The sequence below is a fragment of the Nonomuraea sp. B208 genome (genome assembly GCF_057536035.1).
In genome coordinates this window covers 886,159-906,948 of the sequence record NZ_BAAJOU010000021.1, presented here as the reverse complement: position 1 = coordinate 906,948, position 20,790 = coordinate 886,159, and the positions used below count along the sequence as shown (strand labels likewise).

Below are 20,790 nucleotides of genomic sequence, written 5' to 3'. Positions count from 1 at the left end.
ATGAACCCCATCAGCGCACCCCTCCCTGCTCCCCTGCCAAAACCCGACCACCCGCACCCGGAACGCCGCCGCCCTGAACGCCGCCACCGTCACCCGGAACGCCGCCACCCGGAACGTCGATCTCGTCATAGTGAGCAAACACCCGCCGATAAAGCCGACTCCGCGCAATCAACTCATCATGCGTACCGAAGTCGACAACCTCCCCGCGCCGCAGCAACAACACCTTGTCCGCCCACCGAATCTGCGAGAGCCGATGCGTGATCAGCAACGTGCTCCGCCCCTCCAGAATGCGCCCGACAGCCTGCTGGATCTTGTCCTCGGTCGCCGAGTCGATGGCGCTGGTGGAATCGTCGAGCACCAGGATCGCCGGGTCGGTGAGCAGCGCCCGCGCGATGGCCAGCCGCTGCCGCTGCCCTCCGGAGAGCGTGACCCCGCGCTCCCCGATCACCGTCTCGTAGCCGTCCTCCAGCTCCCCGATGAACTCGGCGGCCTGCGCGTCCTCGGCCGCCCGCACCACCGCCTCGCGATCGGCCCGCTGCCCCAGACCGAAGGCGATGTTCTCGCTCACCGACCGCGAGAACAGCACGATGTCCTGCTCGATCGTCGAGATCTGCGACCGCAGCGAGTCGAGGTCCCAGTCGCGTACATCAACCCCGTCGACCAGCACGCGCCCGCCGGTGACGTCGTAGATCCGCGGCACCAGCTTGGTGAGCGTGCTCTTGCCCGACCCGGTCTCCCCCACGATCGCGACCGTCTCGCCCGGCTTCACGGTGAACGACACCCCGCGCAGCGCCGGCTCGCCATCTGCGGCATAGCCGAAAGTGACGTTCTCGAAGACGATCTCGCCGCGAATCGGCGCGGCGTGCCCATCCTGCCGCTGCTCGATCTCACTCTCCGCGGTCATGATGTCGAGAATGCGCCGGGACGAGACGATGCCGATCTGGATGAGTGAAAACGTAAAGATCGACATCTGCGTCGGGAACCCGAGCATCCCCATGAGCCCCATGAACGCGACCAGCTCGCCGACGCTGATCGCCCCGATGCCCTGCAGATAGAGCGCATGCCAGAGCGCCCCCGCCATCGCGAACGAGAACAGCAACGTAGGCAGATAACGGGCCTGCACCAGCCCGTTGCGTACGAACGAGTCGCGGTAGCGCCGCGCGCTGGCCCGGAACCGCAGCCGCTCCTGCCCCTCCTGTGCGGTCACCTTGATCACCTCGATGCCGCGCACCGCCTGACTGAGCCCGGCGTTGAGCTCGCCGAACTCCTCCCGCATCCGCGTCGCCACCGGGTTGAGCCTGCGCATGTAGGCCCGGAGCGCGATCACGAACACCACCGCGAACACCCCCGGCACCAGCAGCAGCCGCGGATCGATGGCCGCCATGAAGAACAGCGGGACGATGCCGGTGAGCCCGGAGTCGACGATGAGGTCGGCGCCCGGCGTGATCATGATGGAGAGCTGCCGGATGTCGTTGGCGGCCCGCGCCATGAGATCGCCCACGCGCTGGCGGTTGTGAAAGGTCTGGCTCTTGCCGAGCAGGCTGACATACAGCTCGTCGCGCGCATCGCGCTCCAGCCGCTTGGCCAGCACCTCGCTCGACAGCCGCGCGACCAGGTCGAACACCCCGCGCGCGAGCACCACCACCAGCATCGCGAGCGCGATGAGCCCGAGCGCGTCCAGCGGCCCGCCCCGGTGGCCGAGCACGGCGTCGAAGGCGCTGCCGATGTACTGCGGCACCATGGCGTTGAGCGTGGTCATGACCACGGACCCGCCCAGGAACCCGACCAGATGGTACGGGTGCCGCCGCAGATGCGACCAGAGCCAACGCACGGGCCCACGCCGGTCGTGACGTGGACCCGCCACGGAGAACTCGGAACTGCTGCTCGTCACAGGCGCCGCCCCCGACCACGGATAGCTGACAGACTCGAACTCGCTTTCTACCACCGGCCTCCGACAATTTCCCAGCGGTTTACCGGCCCCGTCACCCACCTGATCACCGCCCCACCCGGCGACCACGACCACAGCCGGCTGCCGGACAACGCCCACTTCGCGCCCAGTGGACAACAGTCCGCAGAATCGCGAGAATCACCCCACTACGCCCCTATCCGCGCCATCAAGCGCACAGCCCGCAGCCACCACCCAAGAAAAGCCGGAACGGAACCTCTTTTAGGCGCGCACGAAATCGCTTTTTCACCCGGCCCCATTATGCATATTCCCGCCCCGTCTTATACCGATTGACTGTGCAGCCGGAAATCGCGCTCTGTATCTCCCGCAACCCGGATACGCTGCGCATGGTCACTCGCCCGTCGACCGCCCACAGGGGACCCAGCATGGCGACACAGGAGCAGATCCATGCCGCCCGGCGGCAAATCGAGCAGTTGCGCGATCAGCACAGCGGCGATATCCGCGGCCTGATCCACCTCATTGACGCCGGCGCGATAAAAGGCCCTGCCGCCGACAGACTCGTACGCGACATCAACGGCTGGGACCAGGCGTACCGCGGCCTGTTCGACCGCGCACTCAACCTGCTGGACACCCTCCACCCGGAGGGCGCGACCTCATGACCCCCGGCCCGACGACACCCCTCGCCATCGACCCGACGCTGATGACCCAGCTCATCTCCCTGATGAAGCGCCTCAGCCAGACCGTCCCCGAGACCGGCGCCCAGGTGGACAAGGCCCTGAGCACGGTCCGGCTGAGCATGCCCGGCCCCGGCGCTGCCCGCGACATCGCCCACCAGATCGGCACAAAGGTCCCCGAACTACAACGCCGCCTCGACCTGATGCTCGCCGCCCAGAAGGTCGCGCTCAGCAGATCCCAAGCCCTGTGGGCCGACGAGTCCCAATGGGTCTCCGACACCCCCGCAGCCGGCGCCGCAACGGCCGACCGCCTGGCCGCCGCCCTCCGCACCGCCATGAAGAAGGGCGCCATCGACGCCAAAACCCTCGCCGACCTCCAGAAACACCAGAACGACCCATACTTCGCCATCGCCTTCGCCACCCAACTATCCCCCAGGGAGCTCAAGCAACTACTCACGTCCCTCTACCGCCGCAACACCACCGTGCTGGGCGCCGACCCGGAAGCGATCGCCGAGCTCGACAAACTGTCCGCCGCCCTGAGCACCACCCTCGCCACCGCCTCACGCGGCGCCGGCTCACTCAAGCTCCCGAAGGGCTACGTCGACCAGCTCCTGGAACACCTCGACACCCCCGAAACCGCCTTCGCACTCAACAAACTCCTGCGCACCGGCCGCTTCGATGACACTTTCCTCCGCGAGCTGGCCATCAAGGTCTACGACTACGAACGCAAACAACCCCCAGGCTCCCTGTACTGGCACAACATGACCCCCGCCACGCAACCCGCCAACGACCTCCCGGCCGCGTACAAGGACCCACTGGCCGCCGTAGCCGCCGCCCTCGCCCACAACCCCCGAGCCGCCCAGGACTTCCTCACCGACCCCCAACGCAAGCCCCTCGACTACCTGATGCGCGAACGCACCTGGTACGAAGCCACCGACACCGACCTCGGCCACGCCCTCGAAGCCGCCACCACCACCTTCCGCGACCATGACCTCCCCCCAGGCGGTTCCCGCGGCTACAAATCAGCCCTGATCGCCTCCTGGACCCTGCACTTCTGGACCAACCCTTCCGTCCAGTCCAACCTCCGCAACACCCGGCAGAGCGTAGGCAACATCCTCAGCTCGTACGTGAGCGACCTGAACCGCGTCCCCGGTCTACGAGTCGCGCAACCACCCGGCGTGATGCCCGCCTCCGATCCCGATCCTCACTTGAAGGGCGTGCAGCCCTACGGCGTCATGCTGGACGGCGACGGAGTCAAGAACGTGATGCAGTGGGCCTTCGACGATCCGATCGCTTTGAAGACGGTGGCCACAGCCCAAGGGCAATACAGCATCAATGTCCTGAACGAACGGGCGGCCCGTGTCGCCGAACAGGTCCGTTCGGACTTCGAGAAATGGCATAAGGCTCACCCCGACGCGACTACTTCCGACATGAATGATCAACGCCAGAGGATTCTGGAGAGTCACATGGCAGGGGCCGGCGGCGCGGAATTCAGCACTGACGTGGAAAGACTCAGCGAGACCCTCTACCTCGTCACCGATGCGGGCAACATCGCCCACATCAACAAAGCCGATGCCCACGACAGCGCGTTCGGCGCTTTCAAGGACGCCGTCACCAGCGTGGCGAACCTGATTCCAGGACCTCAGGGGAAGATCAGCAGCCTGCTCTTCGACAAGGCCAAGTCCGCCGTATTCGGCCAGGTGACCGGGCAACAGGGAGCGCTAGCGCGCAGTCAGGCGGAATCCACGGTCGGTCAGAGCATCGACATGTTCACCGACATCACGGCAGACGTGATGATGCGGCACGGGCTCTTCGGCGACGGTGAAGTCCCGGCCAGAACACACCCCTACTCATCCACCAACTACCCTCGCGGCTCCGAGGGGGACTTCGTGGACGGCAACAAGATCGTGCCATGGAGCAAGATGAACGAGGCACAGCGCGACGCCTACACGACCTGGCTGGGTCTCGGTGACACGGGAGCCGTCTTCCGCGACCCCGTGCAGGCCGTCAGGGACGGCTTCAAGCAAGCTGGCGGCGTCGGCGGGAGTTCAGTTCAATGAGAGCGACCTTTCTCGGGCCTTGCTTGCTCGCGACCATCGCCGTCGTCTCAGCCTGCACCTCCTCTCCACCTCCTGACACCAGCCCACTCGGAGAAGTGACTGCGGGCCCTCAGGAATGCGGCCTCATCTCCAAACAGGCCATCATCCGCGCCACTGGCCTAGAGGAATACGAGGCCTCCGGCAGCGAGCCGGGCAGACCCTTCTCGTACTGCATCGTCACAGATCCACAGGACGACGAGCGAGGCTTCCTGCTGTCCATCAAGCTCGACCATCCTTCAGCTCTGTCCCTTGAAGAGCTGAAGAACACGATGAAGCACGACCGAGGGGTGGACCTGCCGCCCGATCTCGGTCCTGGCTATACAGCCGAGTTCAAGGGCAAGAACGGACCCAGCACGTACGCCTACGCCTGGACGCCCGACACGCGACGCCTACTGTCCGTCTGGATCACGCCGGGCGCTCCAGCTCGAGACCATCGAGCGGACGCCATCGAGTTCGTCCGCCAACTCAAGCCCATCCTGCTCTCCCCGTCCACCTGACGCCACGAATGGGCGCAACCGGCGGCGGTGACACGATCTCAGGCCATCCGGCACCTCGCCTAGAAGGACCGCTGCGGTCGCGGAGAGTCTGGCCGATGTCTAGGAACGGAGCCACCCGATCATGACTACCTCCGAGGTCGCCTAGCACATCAGCAGCTTCAGTGCCGATGGCGGCGGGAGGCATCCACACCGCGCAGAGTCCGCCGCATGCCTGGAGCTCTTCTACACATAAGCCGGACCAAAAGCTTATATCCGATTTTACTAGTACAAGTATGCCCAAACGAGTACATACTTACATCCTCCACAACACCGCCCGAATTGCAGTAGCCTGTGGTCCCCTGCGTCGAGAGGATCACGATGGCCGTCAACGCAATCCACGTAACGGTGAGCGGCGCCGATGCCGGTCAGGAGATTCGATCTCTCTATAGCTGGCTGCAAGACGACGATCACGTGCGCCAAAATGCGAAAATTTCCCTCAAATCCAGTCCCCCCGAGCAAGGAGAGATGGGGCTGGACTTTGAGACGATTGAGCTCCTCGTAAGTAGCGGATTTGAGCTGGCGAACCTAGCACTGGCCTACCTCTCATGGCGCAGCTCTCGCGCCGCCAAGCCAACCGTCACTATCAGACGTGGCGATATCGAGGTAGTTCTTACTAAGGGAGACGAGGAGTCGATTGCTACCATAATTGCAGCACTTGATTCAGGCAAGTGATGACCCTCCCAAGCAAACATCTGTCACGCGCGGTTCTCATCGGCACGAGCGAGTACGAGCACGAAGCAATACACGACTTGCCGGCAGTGGCGAACAATCTTTTCGCGCTACAGGAGACGTTCTGTGATCGGAGGATTTGGGGTTTACCGCCTCAGCACTGTCGCCTAATTGCGGAGCCGACCACACCGGCAGCCATGCTAGTACCACTTATGGAGGCTGCAGAAGAAGCCGAAGATACCTTCCTCGTCTACTACGCCGGTCATGGATTTGCTGATACAGACGGCGAACTACAGCTCTCGCTTACTGGAACAAATAACGACCCTTCTTATTTACCCCTCACAGCAGTAGCTTATAGTCAGATCCGTCGCGCCGTACTGCAGAGTCCGGCCAAAAGACGAGTCGTGATACTTGATAGCTGCTTTAGTGGCCGCGCCCTTGGCGCAATGAGCAGCACAGCCAGTATCCCCAGCGGAGCGGTCGACATAGCTGGCACGGTTATCCTGACAGCATCACCCAAGACACAGTCCGCGATAGCACCTACAGGAGAGCGCTTCACTGCTTTCACTGCAGAATTATTGGAGGTACTTCAAGATGGGATATCGGGACAGCCGCAGCATCTGAGCATCAAGGCCATCTATCAACATATTTATGGCAGGCTGAGAGCAGCAGGACATCCCCTTCCGCAGATGCTCAACAGCAACACTGCCGAAGATCTTAGCTTGGCAATCAACCAGGCATTCAAGACGCGCTCGAAACCTGCGCACTCATCGGAAAGAAAAACATCCTTCGAGACACCCCCAGGATACGGCGCCATAGCGGGCGTCGAACTCGGGGCACTTTTCCCCGACCGACGGGCACTTCATGATGCCAAGGTGCATCGACCACTTGAGGCCGGGATCTGTGGAACGCGAGCCAAGGGCGGGGCGGAATCGATTGTTCTATCCGGCGGCTATAAGGATGACAAAGATTACGGGGATGTCATCATTTATACGGGGCATGGCGGGCAAGATTCCAATGGCGTTCACATTGCAGACCAGGATCCTACCAGCACAGGAAATAGCGCCCTCATCGCCAGCCGGATCACCAATATACCCGTACGAGTGATCCGTGGAGCCCAAGCCAGGACTCCCTTCTCTCCACCAGTAGGCTATAGCTACGACGGACTCTTCCGAGTAGCGGACTACTGGACAGAACCAGGGAAGGATGGCTACCTAATAATTCGGTTTAGACTAGAAGCTATCGAGCAGCTAGAGAATAATACGAACAATCCGTCTATAGCTCCCGATCGCTGGAGCCCTGTGGCGCGAGGGGTGTTCCAAGACCGCCAGCTTAGTGAATGGCTCAAGAAGCTCTACGATTATGAGTGTCAAGTCTGCGGCACCACTATCGAAACCATGGGCGGCATACGTTACGCCGAGACTTTTCACTTCCGTAGCCTAGGTGCACCCCATAAGGGCCCAGACATAGTCGCTAACATGGCTTGCCTGTGCCCCAATCATCGCATGCTTTTCGAGTTAGGCACATTGACGCTCGACGATTCTTATCGTGTCATCGATCAGAGCACCGGGGAGCCTGTCACGGATTTGCACACTCATCGCCGACACAAAATCGGCCTGGATTTCGTGCAGTACCATCGGCGCACTCACGATTCAGGGCTTTTGAAGCGTAGCCTTACGTAAGCGATGTTGCGCGTGGCCGCTCACACTCGACCCAGCTGAAGCGTCTGACTGATCTTTTTCTCGGACTTTCTGCTATCCGAACCGTAAGTGCTCATCTGCAGATACGTGCCATTCACCAGCATTGGTCTGGTATCCCCTGTTGCCCTCAGTCCGATGTAGGCACTCATCCTGGTGAGTCTTCCAAGAACTCTGCCACTCGCGCCGTTCAAACCCTTCTCGCTCAGGAATATGCCAAGCATTGAACGGCATGCCCAGGATCAATCCTCTACGCCTGCCGGACACTTATCTTTCTGTGGCATCCGCATCGTCAGCACGATTGACGAAGGTGCCCTTGCCCAGGACTGAGTACAGGGTGCCGTCTGCGAGCAGGGCGTTCAGCGCGCGGCGGGCCGTTCCCTTGGAGACGCCCAACTCGACTGCCAGTCGAGGCTCGCCCGGGACGGGCATGCCGGGCTGGTAGACGCCTTCGGCGATCCTGCGTCGGATCTCGTCTGCCACCGCCTGCCAGCGGAGCTCATCGGGCTTGAAGTCCATATAGGTAACGATAGGAACCCAAAGGTTCCCCTACCTTCCCGGAGGTACCCCTAGGAATCACTAGGTAGGAGTAGGAAGGTTGGCGTACCCTGCGCTTATGGTTCGGAGATTCAGCAGGCGCGCCTCCCGTGGATGCGGTTCGCCACAAGCTCTCGACACGAGTTGGACGAGGACGTTCACGGTGACCGTCGCTGGGACCGAGCGGTTCGACGGCGAAGCACCGTACACCTGGGTTGTTGAGGCACGCGACGTGGCCAGCGCGATGAACAAGGCCGTGGCGCACCACGCGCTTTCGCAGGATCAACGGCTGTGTGATCTGGAGATCGACCCTCTTCGTACTTTCGAAGGTCTTCCTCCTCCGGATTGTGGCTACCACTGGAACGATCTGCGAGCTGCGGCGCCCGGCTGAGGGGTCAGCCCCCGCTCCGAGTCGAATCCCGGAGGCTGGTCGGCGTGTCAGTTACTCGGCCAGCCCGCGCTGGGGGCCACGAACGTGCCGCGGCCCTGGATCGTGACCACCCAACCCTCTTTTCGCGAGACCTCCATGGCACGCCGTATGGAGCCGCGAGCGATGCCGTCTTCTTGTTGCAGCGAGCTCTCGGAGGGGACGAGTTGCCGCTCTTCCAAATCGCCGGCCTTGATGTGGTTCCTGATGATCCGCGCCAGTTGCTCGTAGATCGGGGTGGGGTCGAGATGGTCGATGGTCACGGGGACACCACGTTACGGACGTGCAGGTAGGGGCCGCCGTTGGGTTATGCGAGTTGGACCAACGTTCTGGAAAACCAAACGGGCCCGCCTCGGCGGGGCAAGCGCCGAGGCGGGCCCTTGATCGGACATGGGAGGTCCGACCTTGGGCAACACAATCACAGACCCGCGGTTCACGCCTCTGCTGGCCACCGATATTCAGACCGTGCTCGAAAAGCACGGTTACCGGCTGCCGGCGGGTGGAGATCACGTACAGGCGTTGGTGCTGGCGCGGGTTGAGGTCGCGCTCCAGAGCCTCGCGGCGATCTTCGAGGGGAGGACTCGGTGATCCAGTGGGACGAGTTCGCCGACTACCACGGGCAGCACGATGAGCGGCCGAAGCCTGGTCATCTCGTTCTCAACTGGTATGTGCCCGGCAGCCGTACGTCGCGCGTTCGCGTGGTCGCGCACACGTGTGAGTGCCGGGGCATCGTGTACGAGCTCTGTCACATCGCCGGCCAGGGATTCGTACGGCGGACCGATCGGATACAGGGGACGGTTCACGAAACGGCCTGGACGAGCACGACGAGCGCCCTGGACACCTTCCATCGGATCCTGTGGGGACAGGCGCGATGAGAGTCAGGTAGGGGCTCTTGCTGGTGTGACGGGGCGCGGCGATGCTGAGGGGAGGGTCAGCTGGGGGGAGGGGTGGGTGTGGGCTCCGGGTCGTGGTTCGTCGTTGGGCTCGATAACGGGGGGAATGCGAACAACGCCACGGTGCTCGATGACGCGGGCCGGTTCCTCGTTCCTGGGATGGTCGAGTCGCCGAGTCGGGTGCGGGAAGGGCCGAAGGTGGCGTTGCGGGCGCTTGCCGAGGCGATGGAGCGGGTGCTGGAGGTCGCAGACGTACGGCGGGCGGCCGTGGTGGGGGTTGGGTTGGATACGCCGGGGCCGGCCAGCGCGCACGGGGTCATCTCGTCGCGTGGGTCGACGAATTTTCTGCATCCGGAGTGGGCCGGGTTCGACATTCGTACGGCGCTGGAGGATTTGTTGCAGGTGCCGGTCGTGTACAGCAATGACGCCAATGCGGCGGCGTTGTATGCGCATCACGCCTATTTCGGGGCGGAGGAGGCGGGGCGGCGGTCGTCGGTGTCGGCGATTGTCGGTACGGGGCTCGGTGGCGGAGTGGTCGAGTCGGGGCAGGTCGTGCGGGGGGCGGCGGGGATGGCTGGGGAGCTTGGGCACATTCCGCTTCCGTCGGGCGAGGTGTTGGAGGATGGGCAGGCGCTGCCGGAGTGCAATTGCGGCAATGTGTGTGATGTCGAGAGTTTGGCTTCGCTGACGGGGATCGAGAAGAATTTGCTGCCCTACTGGCTCGGGCGGTATCCGGGTCATCCGCTCGCGAACGAGCCGTTAGCGGTGGCGGCCAAGGCTTTGCGCGGGTACGCCGAGCGTGAGGATCCGCTGGCGTTGAGCGTGTTCGAGCAGCAGGCCAAGGCTCTGGGGATGTTGTTCACGATGGCGGCCAACTTCACCGATCCGCACGCGTACTTCCTGGGCGGGGGTGTCGTGGCGGCCGGGGCGCGGTTCCGGGACTGGCTGCTGGGGCGGGTGCGGGCGTACACCGCGCTCCGGGTCGAGCAGCGGGAGGCGGCGGTGTTCGCGCTGGTGCCGGATCTGGACATGGCGGGGGCGCGGGGGGCGGCGATCGCTGCGCGCGAGGTGCTGCGGCCGCTGTTCGGCCTGGCCGGTACGGCTCCAGGCGTTCCCGGCGATCCAGGCGGTCCCGGCGATCCAGCCGGACCGGGTGTCGCCTCGGCTTGAAACGGCGGGAAGCCATCGCTCCCCCATCTACTAAGCAGAAGAAGCGCCCTCTAGCCCAGGCGTTCCCGCAGGCGTGCGCGCAGCGGTTCGTAATCGTGTCCGGGAAAGGATCGGGGAAAGACCTCGAGCATCGCGGTCAGGTTCTCGGCGGTGTCGTGGTGGCGTGGGGCGCTGAGGTCGACGTCGGCGAACAGGTACTGCCAGCCGAAGGCGCCTTTGGTCACCAGCAGTGTCTCCAGATATGTGCTGTAGTCCAGATGCAACCGGTGCAGCATGGTCCGGGTCGTGACGTAGAACCAGATCTGGGGTTCGCCCCCCTTCGGGGGCATGCGCAGGCCGGCCACGGCGCCCTCACCAGCGAACGGCGCCTCGTCGAAGATCTTCAGTGTCGCGAGGACGCTACGGTCGCCGGGCGGCAGATTCACGTCCCCCAGCGCCGGGTGCGGCCGGCCCACCAGGCAGTCGTGGATGTTGCGCAGGAAGAACTCGCCGTGCACGCTTCCATCGGTGGCGGTCCAGGCCGCATGGTACGCGTCGGCCGCGAAATGGTAGGGCCGCAGAACGTCGGCCAGCCCCACAGCCCACTCGGCGGCGATGCGCTCGCACACCTGATCGGGGTCCGCCAGCAGTTCGAGCCGCTGTGGTGTCAGGTCCGGAGCCGGAGGCCGACGTTCGACCTCGACCCCGCCGCAGCGCTCCAAATCCGCGATGGCCTGCTCAAGCCGCATGCCATAGGTCACTTCCGGTGCGCCCTTCGCTCATCTCGGCTGCCAAAGCTTTGGACGATCAGGCTGAGAGAGAGGTTCCCGGCATCATCCTGCCGAAAGACGCCCCGGCTCAGGGTGCGCCGGGTTGACCTCGACTTTGGTTGAGGTTGAAGACTGGCGAGGACGGTTTCTCCCGCGATGAAAGGCGGTCGTCCTCGTGCGTGCGATTCAGGTGGCCTCGTTCGGTGGGCCTGAGGTGCTGGTTCCTGTGGAGGTGCCCGATCCGGAGCCCGGGCCCGGGCAGGTGGTGGTCGGGATGGCGGTTGCGGATGTGATCTTCCTGGACACGCTGTTGCGTGCCGGGTGGGGGCAGGAGTTCTTTCCGCGGGAGCTGCCGTACGTGCCCGGCGGCGGCGGAGCGGGTGAGGTGCTGGAGGTCGGCGACGGGGTGGATCCGGCGTGGGTCGGGCGGCGGGTGGTCGCGCGGACGTCCACGGGGTACGCCGAGCGGGTCGTCGCCGGGATCGAGGAGATCGTCGCGATTCCGGACGGGCTGGCGTACGAGCCGGCGGCGGCCCTCGTGCACGACGGCGTGACCGCGCTCGGCATGGCCGACCTGGGCGTGCCCGAGGAGGGGGAATGGGTGCTGGTGTCGGCGGCGGCCGGCGGGGCGGGGTCGTTGCTGGTGCAGCTCGCCGCCGAGGCGGGGGCGCGGGTGGTGGCGGCCGCGTCGAGCGGCGACAAGCTGGCGCTGGCGAAGGAGCTGGGGGCTGAGGCGGGCGTCGACTACACGCGGCCCGGGTGGGCCGAGCGGGTACGGGAGATCACCGGGGGCGGGGCGGCCCTGGTGTACGACGGGGCGGGCGGAGCCCTCGGCACGACGGCGGCCCGGGAGGCGGTGGCGAACGGCGGGCGGTTCGTCACGTACGGGACCGGCGAAGGTTTCGCGTCACCCGACCAGGAGGCGGCCGAGCGCCGGGGCGTGCGGCTGTTCTTCCCGCTCATGGAGGGCCCGCCCGCGCCGGAGGTCGCCCGCGAAGGGCTGGAGCGGGCACTGCGCCTGGGTGCGGAGGGGCGGTTGCGGCCGGCCGTCGGCGCCGTCTACCCGCTCGAACGGGCGGCCGACGCGCATCGCGCGCTGGCCGCGCGGACGACGGTGGGCAAGTCGCTGCTGGCGGTCCGCCCCGCGCGGTGATCGGCGGGCCACGTCAGCGGCAGCGTCAGCAGCAGCGGCAGCGGCAGCGGCAGCTCGGAGTCGCGGCGGGGTCGCGGCGGGGTCGCGTCACGCGAGCGGCAGCGGCGGCTCGGGGTCCTGGCGGGGGCCGAGGATGCGGCGTTCCGACTCCTCGATGCGTACGTCGTTGATGCTGGCCTCGCGCCGCCGCATCAGCCCGTTCTCGTCGAACTCCCACTGCTCGTTGCCGTAGCTGCGCCACCACTGGCCGAAGGGGTCGCGGCTCTCGTACTGGAAACGTACGGCGATGCGGTCGCCGGACGCCGCCCACAGCTCCTTGCGCAGCGCGTAGTCCAGCTCGCGGTCCCATTTGCGGCGCAGGAACGCCCTGATCTCGTCGCGGCCCTGGAGGAACTCGTCGCGGTTGCGCCAGACGGAGTCCTCCGTGTACGCGAGCGCGACGCGGTCGGGGTCGCGGGTGTTCCAGGCGTCCTCGGCGGCCTGGACCTTGATCCGGGCGGTCTCCTCGGTGAACGGCGGGACGGGCGGGCGGGTCATGGGGCCTCCTTGGCGCACGACAAGCGGAGAACGAACGTTCTCCCGTATCGTAGAGAACGCTCGTTCTCCAAGGCAAGGAGCCCCGGTCATGGAACACGCGGAACGCGTTCTCACCGCGGCTGCGGACCTGTTCTACCGGCGTGGCGTGCGGGCCGTCGGCATGGACGAGGTCCGGGCCGCCTCCGGCGTGTCGCTGAAGCGGCTCTACCAGTGCTATCCGTCGAAGGAGGCGCTGGTGGTGGCGTACCTGGAGCGGCGGGACGAGCGCTGGATGTCCTCGCTCACCGGGTACGTGGCGGGACGGCCCGACCCGATCACGGCGGTGTTCGAGTGGCTGGAGCGGTGGTTCGGGGAGGACGACTTTCGCGGGTGCGGGTTCGTCAACGCCTATGGGGAGCTCGGGGTGGAGTCCGACGCCGTACGGGAGGTGGTGCGGCGGCACAAGGAGCGGCTGCGCGCGTACCTGCGCGGGCTGGCCGTCGAGGGCGGGGCGGCGGATCCCGGGCTGGTGGCCGAGCAGCTTCTCGTGCTGATCGACGGGGCCACCGCGGTCGCCATGGTGAGCCCGCGCGAAGCGGCGGCCACGGCGGCCCGTGCGGCGGGCCTGGCCGCCGCCGCGATCATGGCGGCGGACGGGACCCCGGGGCGATAGCACGCTCGGCGTCGACAGGGTCCCGTGGTGACAGCGCACTCGGCGTCGGACGGGGTCCCGGGGCGACAGCGCGCTCGGCGTCGGACGGGGTCCCGGGGCGATAGCGCGCTCGGCGTCGGACGGGGCGCTGAGGCGACAGCGCCCCGAATGTCCGACGGGCCCCTGATGCCATGACGGGATCGGCGATCATGCGAGAATCCCCGTTCATGGCCGTCATCCACCAAACCACCCTCAAACCCACCAAACTCGAACTGCTCACCGCCTGGCTGCCCACCCGCCCCTGGTATCGAGGCGACGGCGTGCCGAGCCTGGTCAAGGCCGGTGGATTCCGGCTGGACGACCCGCAGGGCGAGGTCGGGATGGAGTTCATGGTCGTCGCCGACACCTCGGGCGCGCGTCCGGTCGCCTATTTCGTGCCGCTCACCTACCGCGGCGCCCCGCTGGACGAAGCCGAGGACGCCCTGGTCGGCACCATGGAACACGGCGTGCTGGGGCGGCGCTGGGCGTACGACGGCTGCCACGACCCGGTCCTGCTCGCCCAGTTCGCGGCCCTGATAGAGGGCCGGGTGCAGGCTCAGGACCAGAACGTCAGCGACACCGTCGACCAGGACGTCAGCCGCGCCTTCAGCGGCGACGTCCTTCCTCGTTTCTCGACCGTGTGGAACGACGACGAGGGCACCGAGCTGAAGGCGGCGGACGGCACGGTCCTGCGGCTGCAGCGGGTGCTGGGGCCGGCCGACGCGCCCGAGGAGGCGATCGGGCACGTCGCCGGCGCCTGGACCCTGCCGGACGGCGTACGGGAGCGCGGCCTGTTCGCCGTCCTGCGCCCGGCCTGAGCAGGCCGGGCGCAGGACGGCCTGAGCAGGCCGGGCGCAGGACGGCCTGAGCCGGCCGGGCGGGTCTCAGCGCGGCAACACCTTGTCGAGGGTGATCGGCAGGTCGAGGACGCGCACCCCGGTGGCGTGGCGGACCGCGTTCGCGACCGCCGCCGCCACCCCCGCGATGCTGACCTCCCCGATCCCCACCAGCCCCAGCGGCATGGTCGGGTCCGGCTCGTCCAGATAGTGCACGTCGATGTGCGGCACGTCGGCGTGCACGGGCACGTGGTAGTCGGCGAGGCTCGGGTTCATGATCCGGCCGGTACGCGGATCGACCAGCGTCTCCTCCGACAGCGCCATCCCGAGCCCCATGACGATCCCGCCCCGGAGCTGGCTGGCGGCCGTCTTGGCGTTGACGATCCGGCCCACGTCGAACACCCCGAGCCACCGCGACACCCGGATCTCGCCGGTGTCCCGGTCCACCCGCACCTCGCAGAAGTGCACCCCGCAGGCGGCCTTCACCAGGCGCCGCCGCTCCAGCAGCGTCCGGATCATGAACACGGGCATGTTGGCCTTCACCTCGGCGGTGACATGGTCGCGGCCGGCGCGGGCCAGGATCTCCGCGTACGTTCCTGGAGCGCCCCGGCCCAGCCGCCGCACCGTCCGCTTCAGCTTGGCGCAGGCGGCCACGACCCCGGCCGCGATGCTGGCCGTCTGCGTCGAGCCGCCCGCGCCGGGCGCGTCAGGGAGCGAGGAGTCCCCGTACTCGACCCGCACCGACTCCAGGGGCACGCCCAGCTCGTCGGCGGCGATCTGGGCCTGGACGGTCGCCGCGCCCATGCCCATCTCCTGCAGCCCGCAGCGCACCACGACCCGGCCGTCCGCGCCGAGCCGGACGCTCACGTTCGCGGGCAGCACCATCGCCGGGTGGTAGGCCGTCGCGACGCCCATCCCGACCAGCCACCGCCCGTCCCGCGTCGCCCCGGCGCGCGGGTCGCGGTCGCGCCAGCCGAAGCGTTCGGCGCCGAGCGCGTACGCCTCCCGCAGCAGCCGCCGCGAGAACCGCTTGCCGTCCACCGGATTACGGTCAGGCTCGTTGCGCAGCCGCAGCTCGACGGGGTCGAGGCCGAGCTCCCAGGCCAGCTCGTCCATCGCGGACTCGATGGCGAAGGTGCCGATGGCCTCGCCGGGGGCGCGCATGGCGGTGTTCGCCAGCAGGTCGAGCTCGACGACGTGCTGGCGCAGGTGGATGTTCGGGGCGGCGTAGAGGTGGCGGGTGGCGGCGGTGATCGGCTCGGGCATGCCGCCGATCCGCCCGGTCCTGGAGACGCTGGTGTGCACGATCGCGGTCAGCCGCCCGTCGGCGTCCGCGCCGAGCGCGACCCGCTGCGTGCTGGGGGTGCGCCCGCCGACCGTGTGGTAGACGGCCGCGCGGCTGAGCGCGAGGCGTACGGGGCGGCCGACCGCCCGCGCGGCCAGCACGGCGAGCAGCGTCCCCGCCCACACCATGGCCTTGCCGCCGAACCCGCCGCCCACATACGGCGCCAGCACCCGGACGCCACTCTCCGGCACGCCGAACCGGGTCGCCAGGTGCTTGCGCAGCCAGGCGATGTTCTGGGTGCCCTCGTGCACGGTGAGCCGGTCGCCGTCCCAGACGGCGGTCGTGGCGTGCGGCTCCAGGGCGTTGTGGTGGTAGGGCGGCGTGGTGAAACGCAGGTCCACGGTGACCGGCGCGGCCTTCAGCGCGGCCTCGGCGTCGCCCTTGTCGGCCTCGCTCTCCTGCAGCAGGTTGCCCTTCTGCGGCACGGCGTTCGGCTCCTCGGCGGCGAAGTCGAGGACGGCGGGCAGCTCCTGGTAGACCGGCCGGACGAGGGCGGCGGCGTGCCGGGCGGCCTGCGGGGTCTCGGCGACGACGACGGCGACCGGCTGGCCGTTCCAGTGCACCTCGTCCGTCGCCAGGTAGTTGACGGACGTGGCCGAGACGAACGTGCTGAGGTCGAGCGGCGTGAACTTCGGCGGCGGCTTCATGGCCGGGGCGTTCTCGTGGGTGAGGACGTCGATCACACCGGGCACGGCCCTGGCCTCCGCCGTGTCGATCGCGGTGATCCGGCCGCGCGCGACGGAGGCGTGGACGAGGGCGGCGTGGGCCAGGTCGGGGTAATGGTGCTCGGCGGCGAAGCGGGCCTCGCCGGTGACCTTGGCCCGGCCGTCGACCCGGTCGACGGGCTTGCCGACGTAGGCGGCCGGGGCGGTCGCGCGCTCGGTCTCGGTCGTGGTCATGCCGTCCCCTCCTCGTCGGTCAGGTCGCGCGGCATCCGGGCGATCCCCTCCTCGTCGGTCAGGTCGCGCGGCACCCCGGCGATCCCCTCCCCCAGGTCGCGCAGCGTGGCCACGACGGTCGCGCGGGCCAGGCCGGTCTTGAACGCGTTGCCGGGCCGTACGTCGGCGGGCGCCAGCTCGGCCTCGGCGGCCCGCCGGTACGCCTCCTCGCTCGCGGGCCCGCCGAGCAGCAGCCGCTCGGCCTCCCTGGCCCGCCACGGGGTGGTGGCCACGCCGCCCAGCGCCAGGCGCACGTCGGTGACGACGCCGTCCGTGACCTCCAGCGCGGCGGCCACGGAGACCAGCGCGAACGCGTACGACGCCCGGTCGCGCACCTTGCGGTAGCGGGAGCGGGCGGCGACCGGCGAGGGCGGCAGTTCGACCGCCGTGATCAGCTCGTCGGCGGCCAGCGCGGTCTCGACGTGCGGGGTGTCGCCGGGCGGCAGGTGGAACTCGGCGATCGGGATCCGCCGGACGCCGCGCACGCTGCGGGCCTCCACGACGGCGTCGAGCGCGGCGAGCGCCACGCACATGTCCGACGGGTGGGTGGCGATGCAGCTGTCGCTGCCGCCGAGCACGGCGTGGGAGCGGTTGAAGCCGCCGATGGCGTCGCACCCGGCTCCGGGCTCGCGCTTGTTGCAGGCCGACTCGCGGTCGTAGAAGTACGGGCAGCGGGTGCGCTGCAGCAGGTTGCCGCCCACGGTGGCCATGTTGCGCAGCTGCGCCGACGCGCCCGCCAGGATGGCCTGGGAGAGCATCGGGAAGCGGGCGGCCACGCGGCGGTCGGCGGCCAGGGCGCTGTTGCGTACGAGGGCGCCGACCCGCAGGCCGCCGCCGGGCAGGTCGTGCACCTCGTCGAGGGGCAGCGCGGTGAGGTCCACGACGGTGGCCGGGCGTTCGATGCCCTCGCGCATGAGGTCCACCAGGTTGGTGCCGCCGCCGAGGAAGCGGGCGCCGGGGTCGGCGGCCACGGCCAGCACGGCCTCGTCCACGTCGGCGGGCTTGAGGTAGGCGAAGGGTCTCATCGGGTCACGTCCTTGATCGCGTCCACGATGCCGTTGTAGGTGCCGCAGCGGCACAGGTTGCCGCTCATGCGCTCCCTGATCTCGGCCTCGTCGAGCGCGGCGGGGTCCGCGCCGGAGGCGGCGTGCTCGGCCAGCATGCCGATGGCCGAGCAGATCTGGCCCGGGGTGCAGTAGCCGCACTGGAGCCCGTCGTGGCGGACGAACGCCTCCTGGAGGGGGTGCGGGGTCACCCCTTCGATCGTGGTGATCTCCTTGCCGTCGTACTGGACGGCGAGGGCCAGACAGGAGTTGATCCGCACGCCGTCGGCGAGGACCGTGCACGCGCCGCACGCGCCCTGGTCGCAGCCCTTCTTCACCCCGGTCAGGCCCAGGCGGTCGCGCAGCAGGTCGGCGAGGCTCACCCAGGGTTCGGCGTCCAGCTTCTCCTCGGCGCCGTTCACCCGCATCCGTATCTCGGTCACGACGGGGACGCTAACAGAACGGTGTCCGCCTAACAAGAGAACGTTGTTCTTTTAAGTGCCGCCAGTATGCTGGCAGCGACATGACGCGATCGGCATTCCTCCGGGCCAGGCGGCCTGAGCACAAGGAGCAGCGGCGGCAGGCGATCCTCGACGCCGCCCGCGAGCTCGCCGCCGCCTCCGGCGTGCGCACGGTCAGCCTGGGGGCGGTCGCGGAGGCGGTGGGCCTGGCGAAGTCCAACATCGTGCGCTATTTCGGCACCCGTGAGGAAATCTACCTCCAGCTCGCCGCCGAGGAGTGGCGTTCCTGGGCGGAGGCGGTCACGGCACGCCTCCCGGACACCACGGACCCCGACGCGGTCGTCACGGCGCTGGCCGAGACGCTCGCCGCCCGTCCCCTCTTCTGCGACCTGCTCGGCAACACCTCCACCAGCCTGGAGCACAACGTCTCCGTCCCGGCCGCGCACGCCTTCAAGCGCACCGTGGTCGACACCGTGACCGAGCTCGGCGCCCGCATCGCGCCCGCCGCCGGCCTCACCCCGACCGAAGGGCTCGAACTCGCCGCGGCCGCCGCGGGCCTGGCCGGGGTGCTCCACCCGGCCGCCAACCCCTCCCCCGTCCTGCTCCAGGTCTACGCCCAGGACCCCGAGCTGGCCGCCTCGTGCCCGCCGTTCGTGCCGACGCTCGTGCGCGGGCTGCGCGCCATCGCGGCCGGGCTGCCCGCGCTGCGGGAGAGCTGAAAGTTTCAGCGGCGTCCAGCGCATACGCCGCCGCGGCGGCCGATTGCTGTACATGACGGCGGTTTCCCAGCACGGTGTGCCTAACCGGTTAACACTGGAGAAGGGACCCCCATGAGGAAACCCATCGGGCTCGTGGCGGCGGCGTTCCTGTCGCTCCTCGTCTCGATGCTCGCCGCCCCTGCCCCCGCGCACGCCGCGGTCGGGCTGCGGGTCAGCGGCACCAAGATCGTGGAAGCCAACGGGAACGCGTTCGTGATGCGCGGCGTCAGCCACGCGCACACGTGGTACACGAGCCAGACGAGCTCCTTCGCCAACATCAAGGCGCTGAAGGCCAACACCGTCCGCGTGGTGCTGAGCGGCGGCCGGTGGACGCCGAACGCCGCCTCCGACGTGGCCAACGTCGTCTCGCTGTGCAGGCAGAACCGGTTAATCTGCGTGCTCGAAAACCACGACACCACGGGCTACGGCGAGCAGAGCGGCGCGTACACGCTGGACCAGGCCGTCACCTACTGGAACAGCGTGAAGAGCGCGCTCACCGGCACCGAGGACTTCATCATCATCAACATCGGCAACGAGCCGTACGGCAACAACAACGTCTCCGGCTGGACCAGCGCCACCTCCTCGGCCATCGCCCGGATGCGCACCCTCGGCTTCCAGCACCTGCTCGTCGTGGACGCGCCGAACTGGGGCCAGGACTGGCAGTTCACCATGCGGGACAACGCCGCCACCGTGGCCGCCGCCGACCCGCAGCACAACACCGTCTTCGCCATCCACATGTACGGCGTCTTCGACACGGCCGCCGAGATCACCGCCTATCTCGACGCCTTCCAGAGCGCGGGCCTGCCGCTGATCATCGGCGAGTTCGGCTTCAACCACTCCGACGGCAACCCCGACGAGGACACCATCATGGCCCAGGCCCAGCAGCGGGCCCTCGGCTACATCGGCTGGTCGTGGAGCGGCAACGGCGGCGGCGTCGAGTACCTCGACATGGTCACCAACTTCGACCCCGCCCAGCTCACCTCCTGGGGCCAGCGCATCTTCAACGGCGCGAACGGCATCGCGGCCACCTCGCGCGAGGCCACGTTCTTCAGCGGCGGCAGCACCGACACGACCCCGCCGACCACGCCGGGCACGCCGTCGGCCGCGAACGTCACCTCCTCCGGCGCCACCCTGTCCTGGACGGCCTCCACCGACACCGGCGGCTCCGGCGTGGCGGGCTACGACGTCTACCGCGAGCAGGGCGCGACCGACCCGCTGCTCGGGACGTCGGCGACCAACTCGATCACGCTGACCGGCCTGTCCGCCGCCACGCAGTACCAGGTGTACGTACGCGCCCGCGACGTCGCCGGCAACACCTCCGCGGCCTCCGCGACGACCACGTTCACCACCCAGCAGGGCGGCGGCCCGAGCGGCGGCTGCACGGCGGCCGGGACGGTGCAGAGCCAGTGGGGCGGCGGCTACGTGGTGCAGCCGGTCACGGTGACCAACACCGGCACCTCGGCCACCACCAGCTGGACGGTCACCTTCACCCTGCCCGCCGGCCACACCCTCGCCGGCTCGTGGAACGCCACGGTGAGCGTCAGCGGCCAGACGGTCACGGCCAAGAACGCCGGCTACAACGGCAACCTGGCCCCGAACGGCTCGGCCGGCTTCGGCTTCCAGGTGGCCCGTCCGGGCGGCAACACCGCGACGGTCTCGTCCTACACCTGCGCGGCCTCCTGAACGTGGCCG

22 protein-coding genes are annotated in these 20,790 nt (G+C 67.9%); 14 read left to right on the top strand and 8 right to left on the bottom strand.

Translation table 11 applies throughout. From position 1 onward, the window contains the following. Window positions 1-10: 10 nt before the first annotated feature. Entirely contained in the window at window positions 11-1,759 is a 1,749-nt protein-coding gene (locus AC27IY_RS21265) for an ABC transporter ATP-binding protein (RefSeq protein ID WP_487178952.1), read from the bottom strand. A 572-nt stretch (window positions 1,760-2,331) separates the two neighbouring features. Between AC27IY_RS21265 and AC27IY_RS21260 the strand changes: the two genes are divergently transcribed. The 5 genes from AC27IY_RS21260 (at window position 2,332) to AC27IY_RS21240 (ending at window position 7,566) form a co-directional block, all read left to right on the top strand. Further along, complete coding sequence (locus tag AC27IY_RS21260) at window positions 2,332-2,565, top strand: hypothetical protein (RefSeq protein ID WP_371249707.1); 234 nt, start codon at window positions 2,332-2,334, stop codon at window positions 2,563-2,565. Continuing rightward, complete coding sequence (locus AC27IY_RS21255) at window positions 2,562-4,640, top strand: hypothetical protein (protein ID WP_487178951.1); 2,079 nt, start codon at window positions 2,562-2,564, stop codon at window positions 4,638-4,640. The genes AC27IY_RS21260 and AC27IY_RS21255 overlap by 4 nt, the downstream gene beginning before the upstream one ends. Before the next feature lie 23 nt (window positions 4,641-4,663). Further along, window positions 4,664-5,176: a hypothetical protein gene (locus AC27IY_RS21250; RefSeq protein ID WP_487178950.1), complete on the top strand. Its 513-nt coding sequence runs from the start codon at window positions 4,664-4,666 to the stop codon at window positions 5,174-5,176. Between the two features lie 357 nt (window positions 5,177-5,533). Further along, a complete protein-coding gene (locus AC27IY_RS21245; RefSeq protein WP_487178949.1) occupies window positions 5,534-5,887 on the top strand; it encodes an effector-associated constant component EACC1 in 354 nt (117 codons plus the stop codon). Further along, window positions 5,887-7,566, top strand: coding sequence for a caspase, EACC1-associated type (locus AC27IY_RS21240; protein ID WP_487179117.1), 1,680 nt, complete (start codon window positions 5,887-5,889; stop codon window positions 7,564-7,566). The genes AC27IY_RS21245 and AC27IY_RS21240 overlap by 1 nt, the downstream gene beginning before the upstream one ends. Window positions 7,567-7,848: 282 nt before the next feature. Here the strand turns inward: AC27IY_RS21240 and AC27IY_RS21235 are convergent, their stop codons facing one another. Next, a complete protein-coding gene (locus AC27IY_RS21235) occupies window positions 7,849-8,100 on the bottom strand; it encodes a winged helix-turn-helix domain-containing protein (protein ID WP_487178948.1) in 252 nt (83 codons plus the stop codon). 181 nt (window positions 8,101-8,281) lie between these two features. Between AC27IY_RS21235 and AC27IY_RS21230 the strand changes: the two genes are divergently transcribed. Continuing rightward, a complete protein-coding gene (locus AC27IY_RS21230; RefSeq protein WP_487178947.1) occupies window positions 8,282-8,509 on the top strand; it encodes a hypothetical protein in 228 nt (75 codons plus the stop codon). 47 nt (window positions 8,510-8,556) lie between these two features. Here the strand turns inward: AC27IY_RS21230 and AC27IY_RS21225 are convergent, their stop codons facing one another. Then, entirely contained in the window at window positions 8,557-8,808 is a 252-nt protein-coding gene (locus tag AC27IY_RS21225) for a GntR family transcriptional regulator (RefSeq protein WP_487178946.1), read from the bottom strand. Window positions 8,809-8,950: 142 nt separating this feature from the next. Here AC27IY_RS21225 and AC27IY_RS21220 point away from each other — a divergent pair, with 142 nt between their 5' ends. The 3 genes from AC27IY_RS21220 to AC27IY_RS21210 all read left to right on the top strand — a co-directional run bounded on the left by AC27IY_RS21220 (window position 8,951) and on the right by AC27IY_RS21210 (window position 10,608). After that, entirely contained in the window at window positions 8,951-9,133 is a 183-nt protein-coding gene (locus AC27IY_RS21220) for a hypothetical protein (protein WP_487178945.1), read from the top strand. Beyond that, window positions 9,130-9,420 (top strand): hypothetical protein, encoded by a 291-nt coding sequence (locus AC27IY_RS21215; protein WP_487178944.1) that lies wholly within the window; start codon window positions 9,130-9,132, stop codon window positions 9,418-9,420. Before AC27IY_RS21220 ends, AC27IY_RS21215 begins: the two co-directional genes overlap by 4 nt. Before the next feature lie 78 nt (window positions 9,421-9,498). Further along, entirely contained in the window at window positions 9,499-10,608 is a 1,110-nt protein-coding gene (locus AC27IY_RS21210) for an ROK family protein (protein ID WP_487178943.1), read from the top strand. Between the two features lie 50 nt (window positions 10,609-10,658). Here the strand turns inward: AC27IY_RS21210 and AC27IY_RS21205 are convergent, their stop codons facing one another. Then, window positions 10,659-11,348 carry a hypothetical protein gene (locus AC27IY_RS21205; RefSeq protein ID WP_487178942.1) on the bottom strand — a complete coding sequence of 230 codons (690 nt, stop codon included), beginning with the start codon at window positions 11,346-11,348 and terminating at the stop codon, window positions 10,659-10,661. A gap of 223 nt (window positions 11,349-11,571) precedes the next feature. On the opposite strand from AC27IY_RS21205, the gene AC27IY_RS21200 reads away from it, so the two are divergent. Beyond that, the gene (locus AC27IY_RS21200) at window positions 11,572-12,510 is read left to right on the top strand and encodes a zinc-binding dehydrogenase (protein ID WP_487179116.1); all 939 of its coding nucleotides are present in this window, start codon (window positions 11,572-11,574) and stop codon (window positions 12,508-12,510) included. Between the two features lie 87 nt (window positions 12,511-12,597). On the opposite strand, the gene AC27IY_RS21195 is transcribed toward AC27IY_RS21200, so the two are convergent. Then, window positions 12,598-13,047: a DUF1348 family protein gene (locus AC27IY_RS21195; RefSeq protein WP_487178941.1), complete on the bottom strand. Its 450-nt coding sequence runs from the start codon at window positions 13,045-13,047 to the stop codon at window positions 12,598-12,600. A gap of 88 nt (window positions 13,048-13,135) precedes the next feature. Here AC27IY_RS21195 and AC27IY_RS21190 point away from each other — a divergent pair, with 88 nt between their 5' ends. Further along, window positions 13,136-13,699, top strand: coding sequence for a TetR/AcrR family transcriptional regulator (locus tag AC27IY_RS21190; RefSeq protein ID WP_487178940.1), 564 nt, complete (start codon window positions 13,136-13,138; stop codon window positions 13,697-13,699). A 206-nt stretch (window positions 13,700-13,905) separates the two neighbouring features. Beyond that, a complete protein-coding gene (locus AC27IY_RS21185) occupies window positions 13,906-14,535 on the top strand; it encodes a maltokinase N-terminal cap-like domain-containing protein (RefSeq protein ID WP_487178939.1) in 630 nt (209 codons plus the stop codon). Between the two features lie 66 nt (window positions 14,536-14,601). Here AC27IY_RS21185 and AC27IY_RS21180 read toward each other — a convergent pair whose 3' ends face one another. From AC27IY_RS21180 to AC27IY_RS21170, 3 genes are read right to left on the bottom strand one after another with little or no spacing between them, the layout of a single operon-like run. After that, window positions 14,602-16,797, bottom strand: coding sequence for a xanthine dehydrogenase family protein molybdopterin-binding subunit (locus AC27IY_RS21180; RefSeq protein ID WP_487178938.1), 2,196 nt, complete (start codon window positions 16,795-16,797; stop codon window positions 14,602-14,604). After that, on the bottom strand, window positions 16,794-17,861 hold the full coding sequence (locus AC27IY_RS21175) for an FAD binding domain-containing protein (protein ID WP_487178937.1): 1,068 nt from the start codon (window positions 17,859-17,861) through the stop codon (window positions 16,794-16,796). The genes AC27IY_RS21180 and AC27IY_RS21175 overlap by 4 nt, the downstream gene beginning before the upstream one ends. Further along, a complete protein-coding gene (locus AC27IY_RS21170) occupies window positions 17,858-18,307 on the bottom strand; it encodes a (2Fe-2S)-binding protein (RefSeq protein WP_487179115.1) in 450 nt (149 codons plus the stop codon). Before AC27IY_RS21170 ends, AC27IY_RS21175 begins: the two co-directional genes overlap by 4 nt. Before the next feature lie 95 nt (window positions 18,308-18,402). On the opposite strand from AC27IY_RS21170, the gene AC27IY_RS21165 reads away from it, so the two are divergent. Next, entirely contained in the window at window positions 18,403-19,059 is a 657-nt protein-coding gene (locus tag AC27IY_RS21165; protein ID WP_487178936.1) for a TetR/AcrR family transcriptional regulator, read from the top strand. Between the two features lie 111 nt (window positions 19,060-19,170). After that, window positions 19,171-20,781: a cellulase family glycosylhydrolase gene (locus tag AC27IY_RS21160; protein WP_487178935.1), complete on the top strand. Its 1,611-nt coding sequence runs from the start codon at window positions 19,171-19,173 to the stop codon at window positions 20,779-20,781. The last annotated feature ends 9 nt before the right edge of the window (window positions 20,782-20,790 follow it).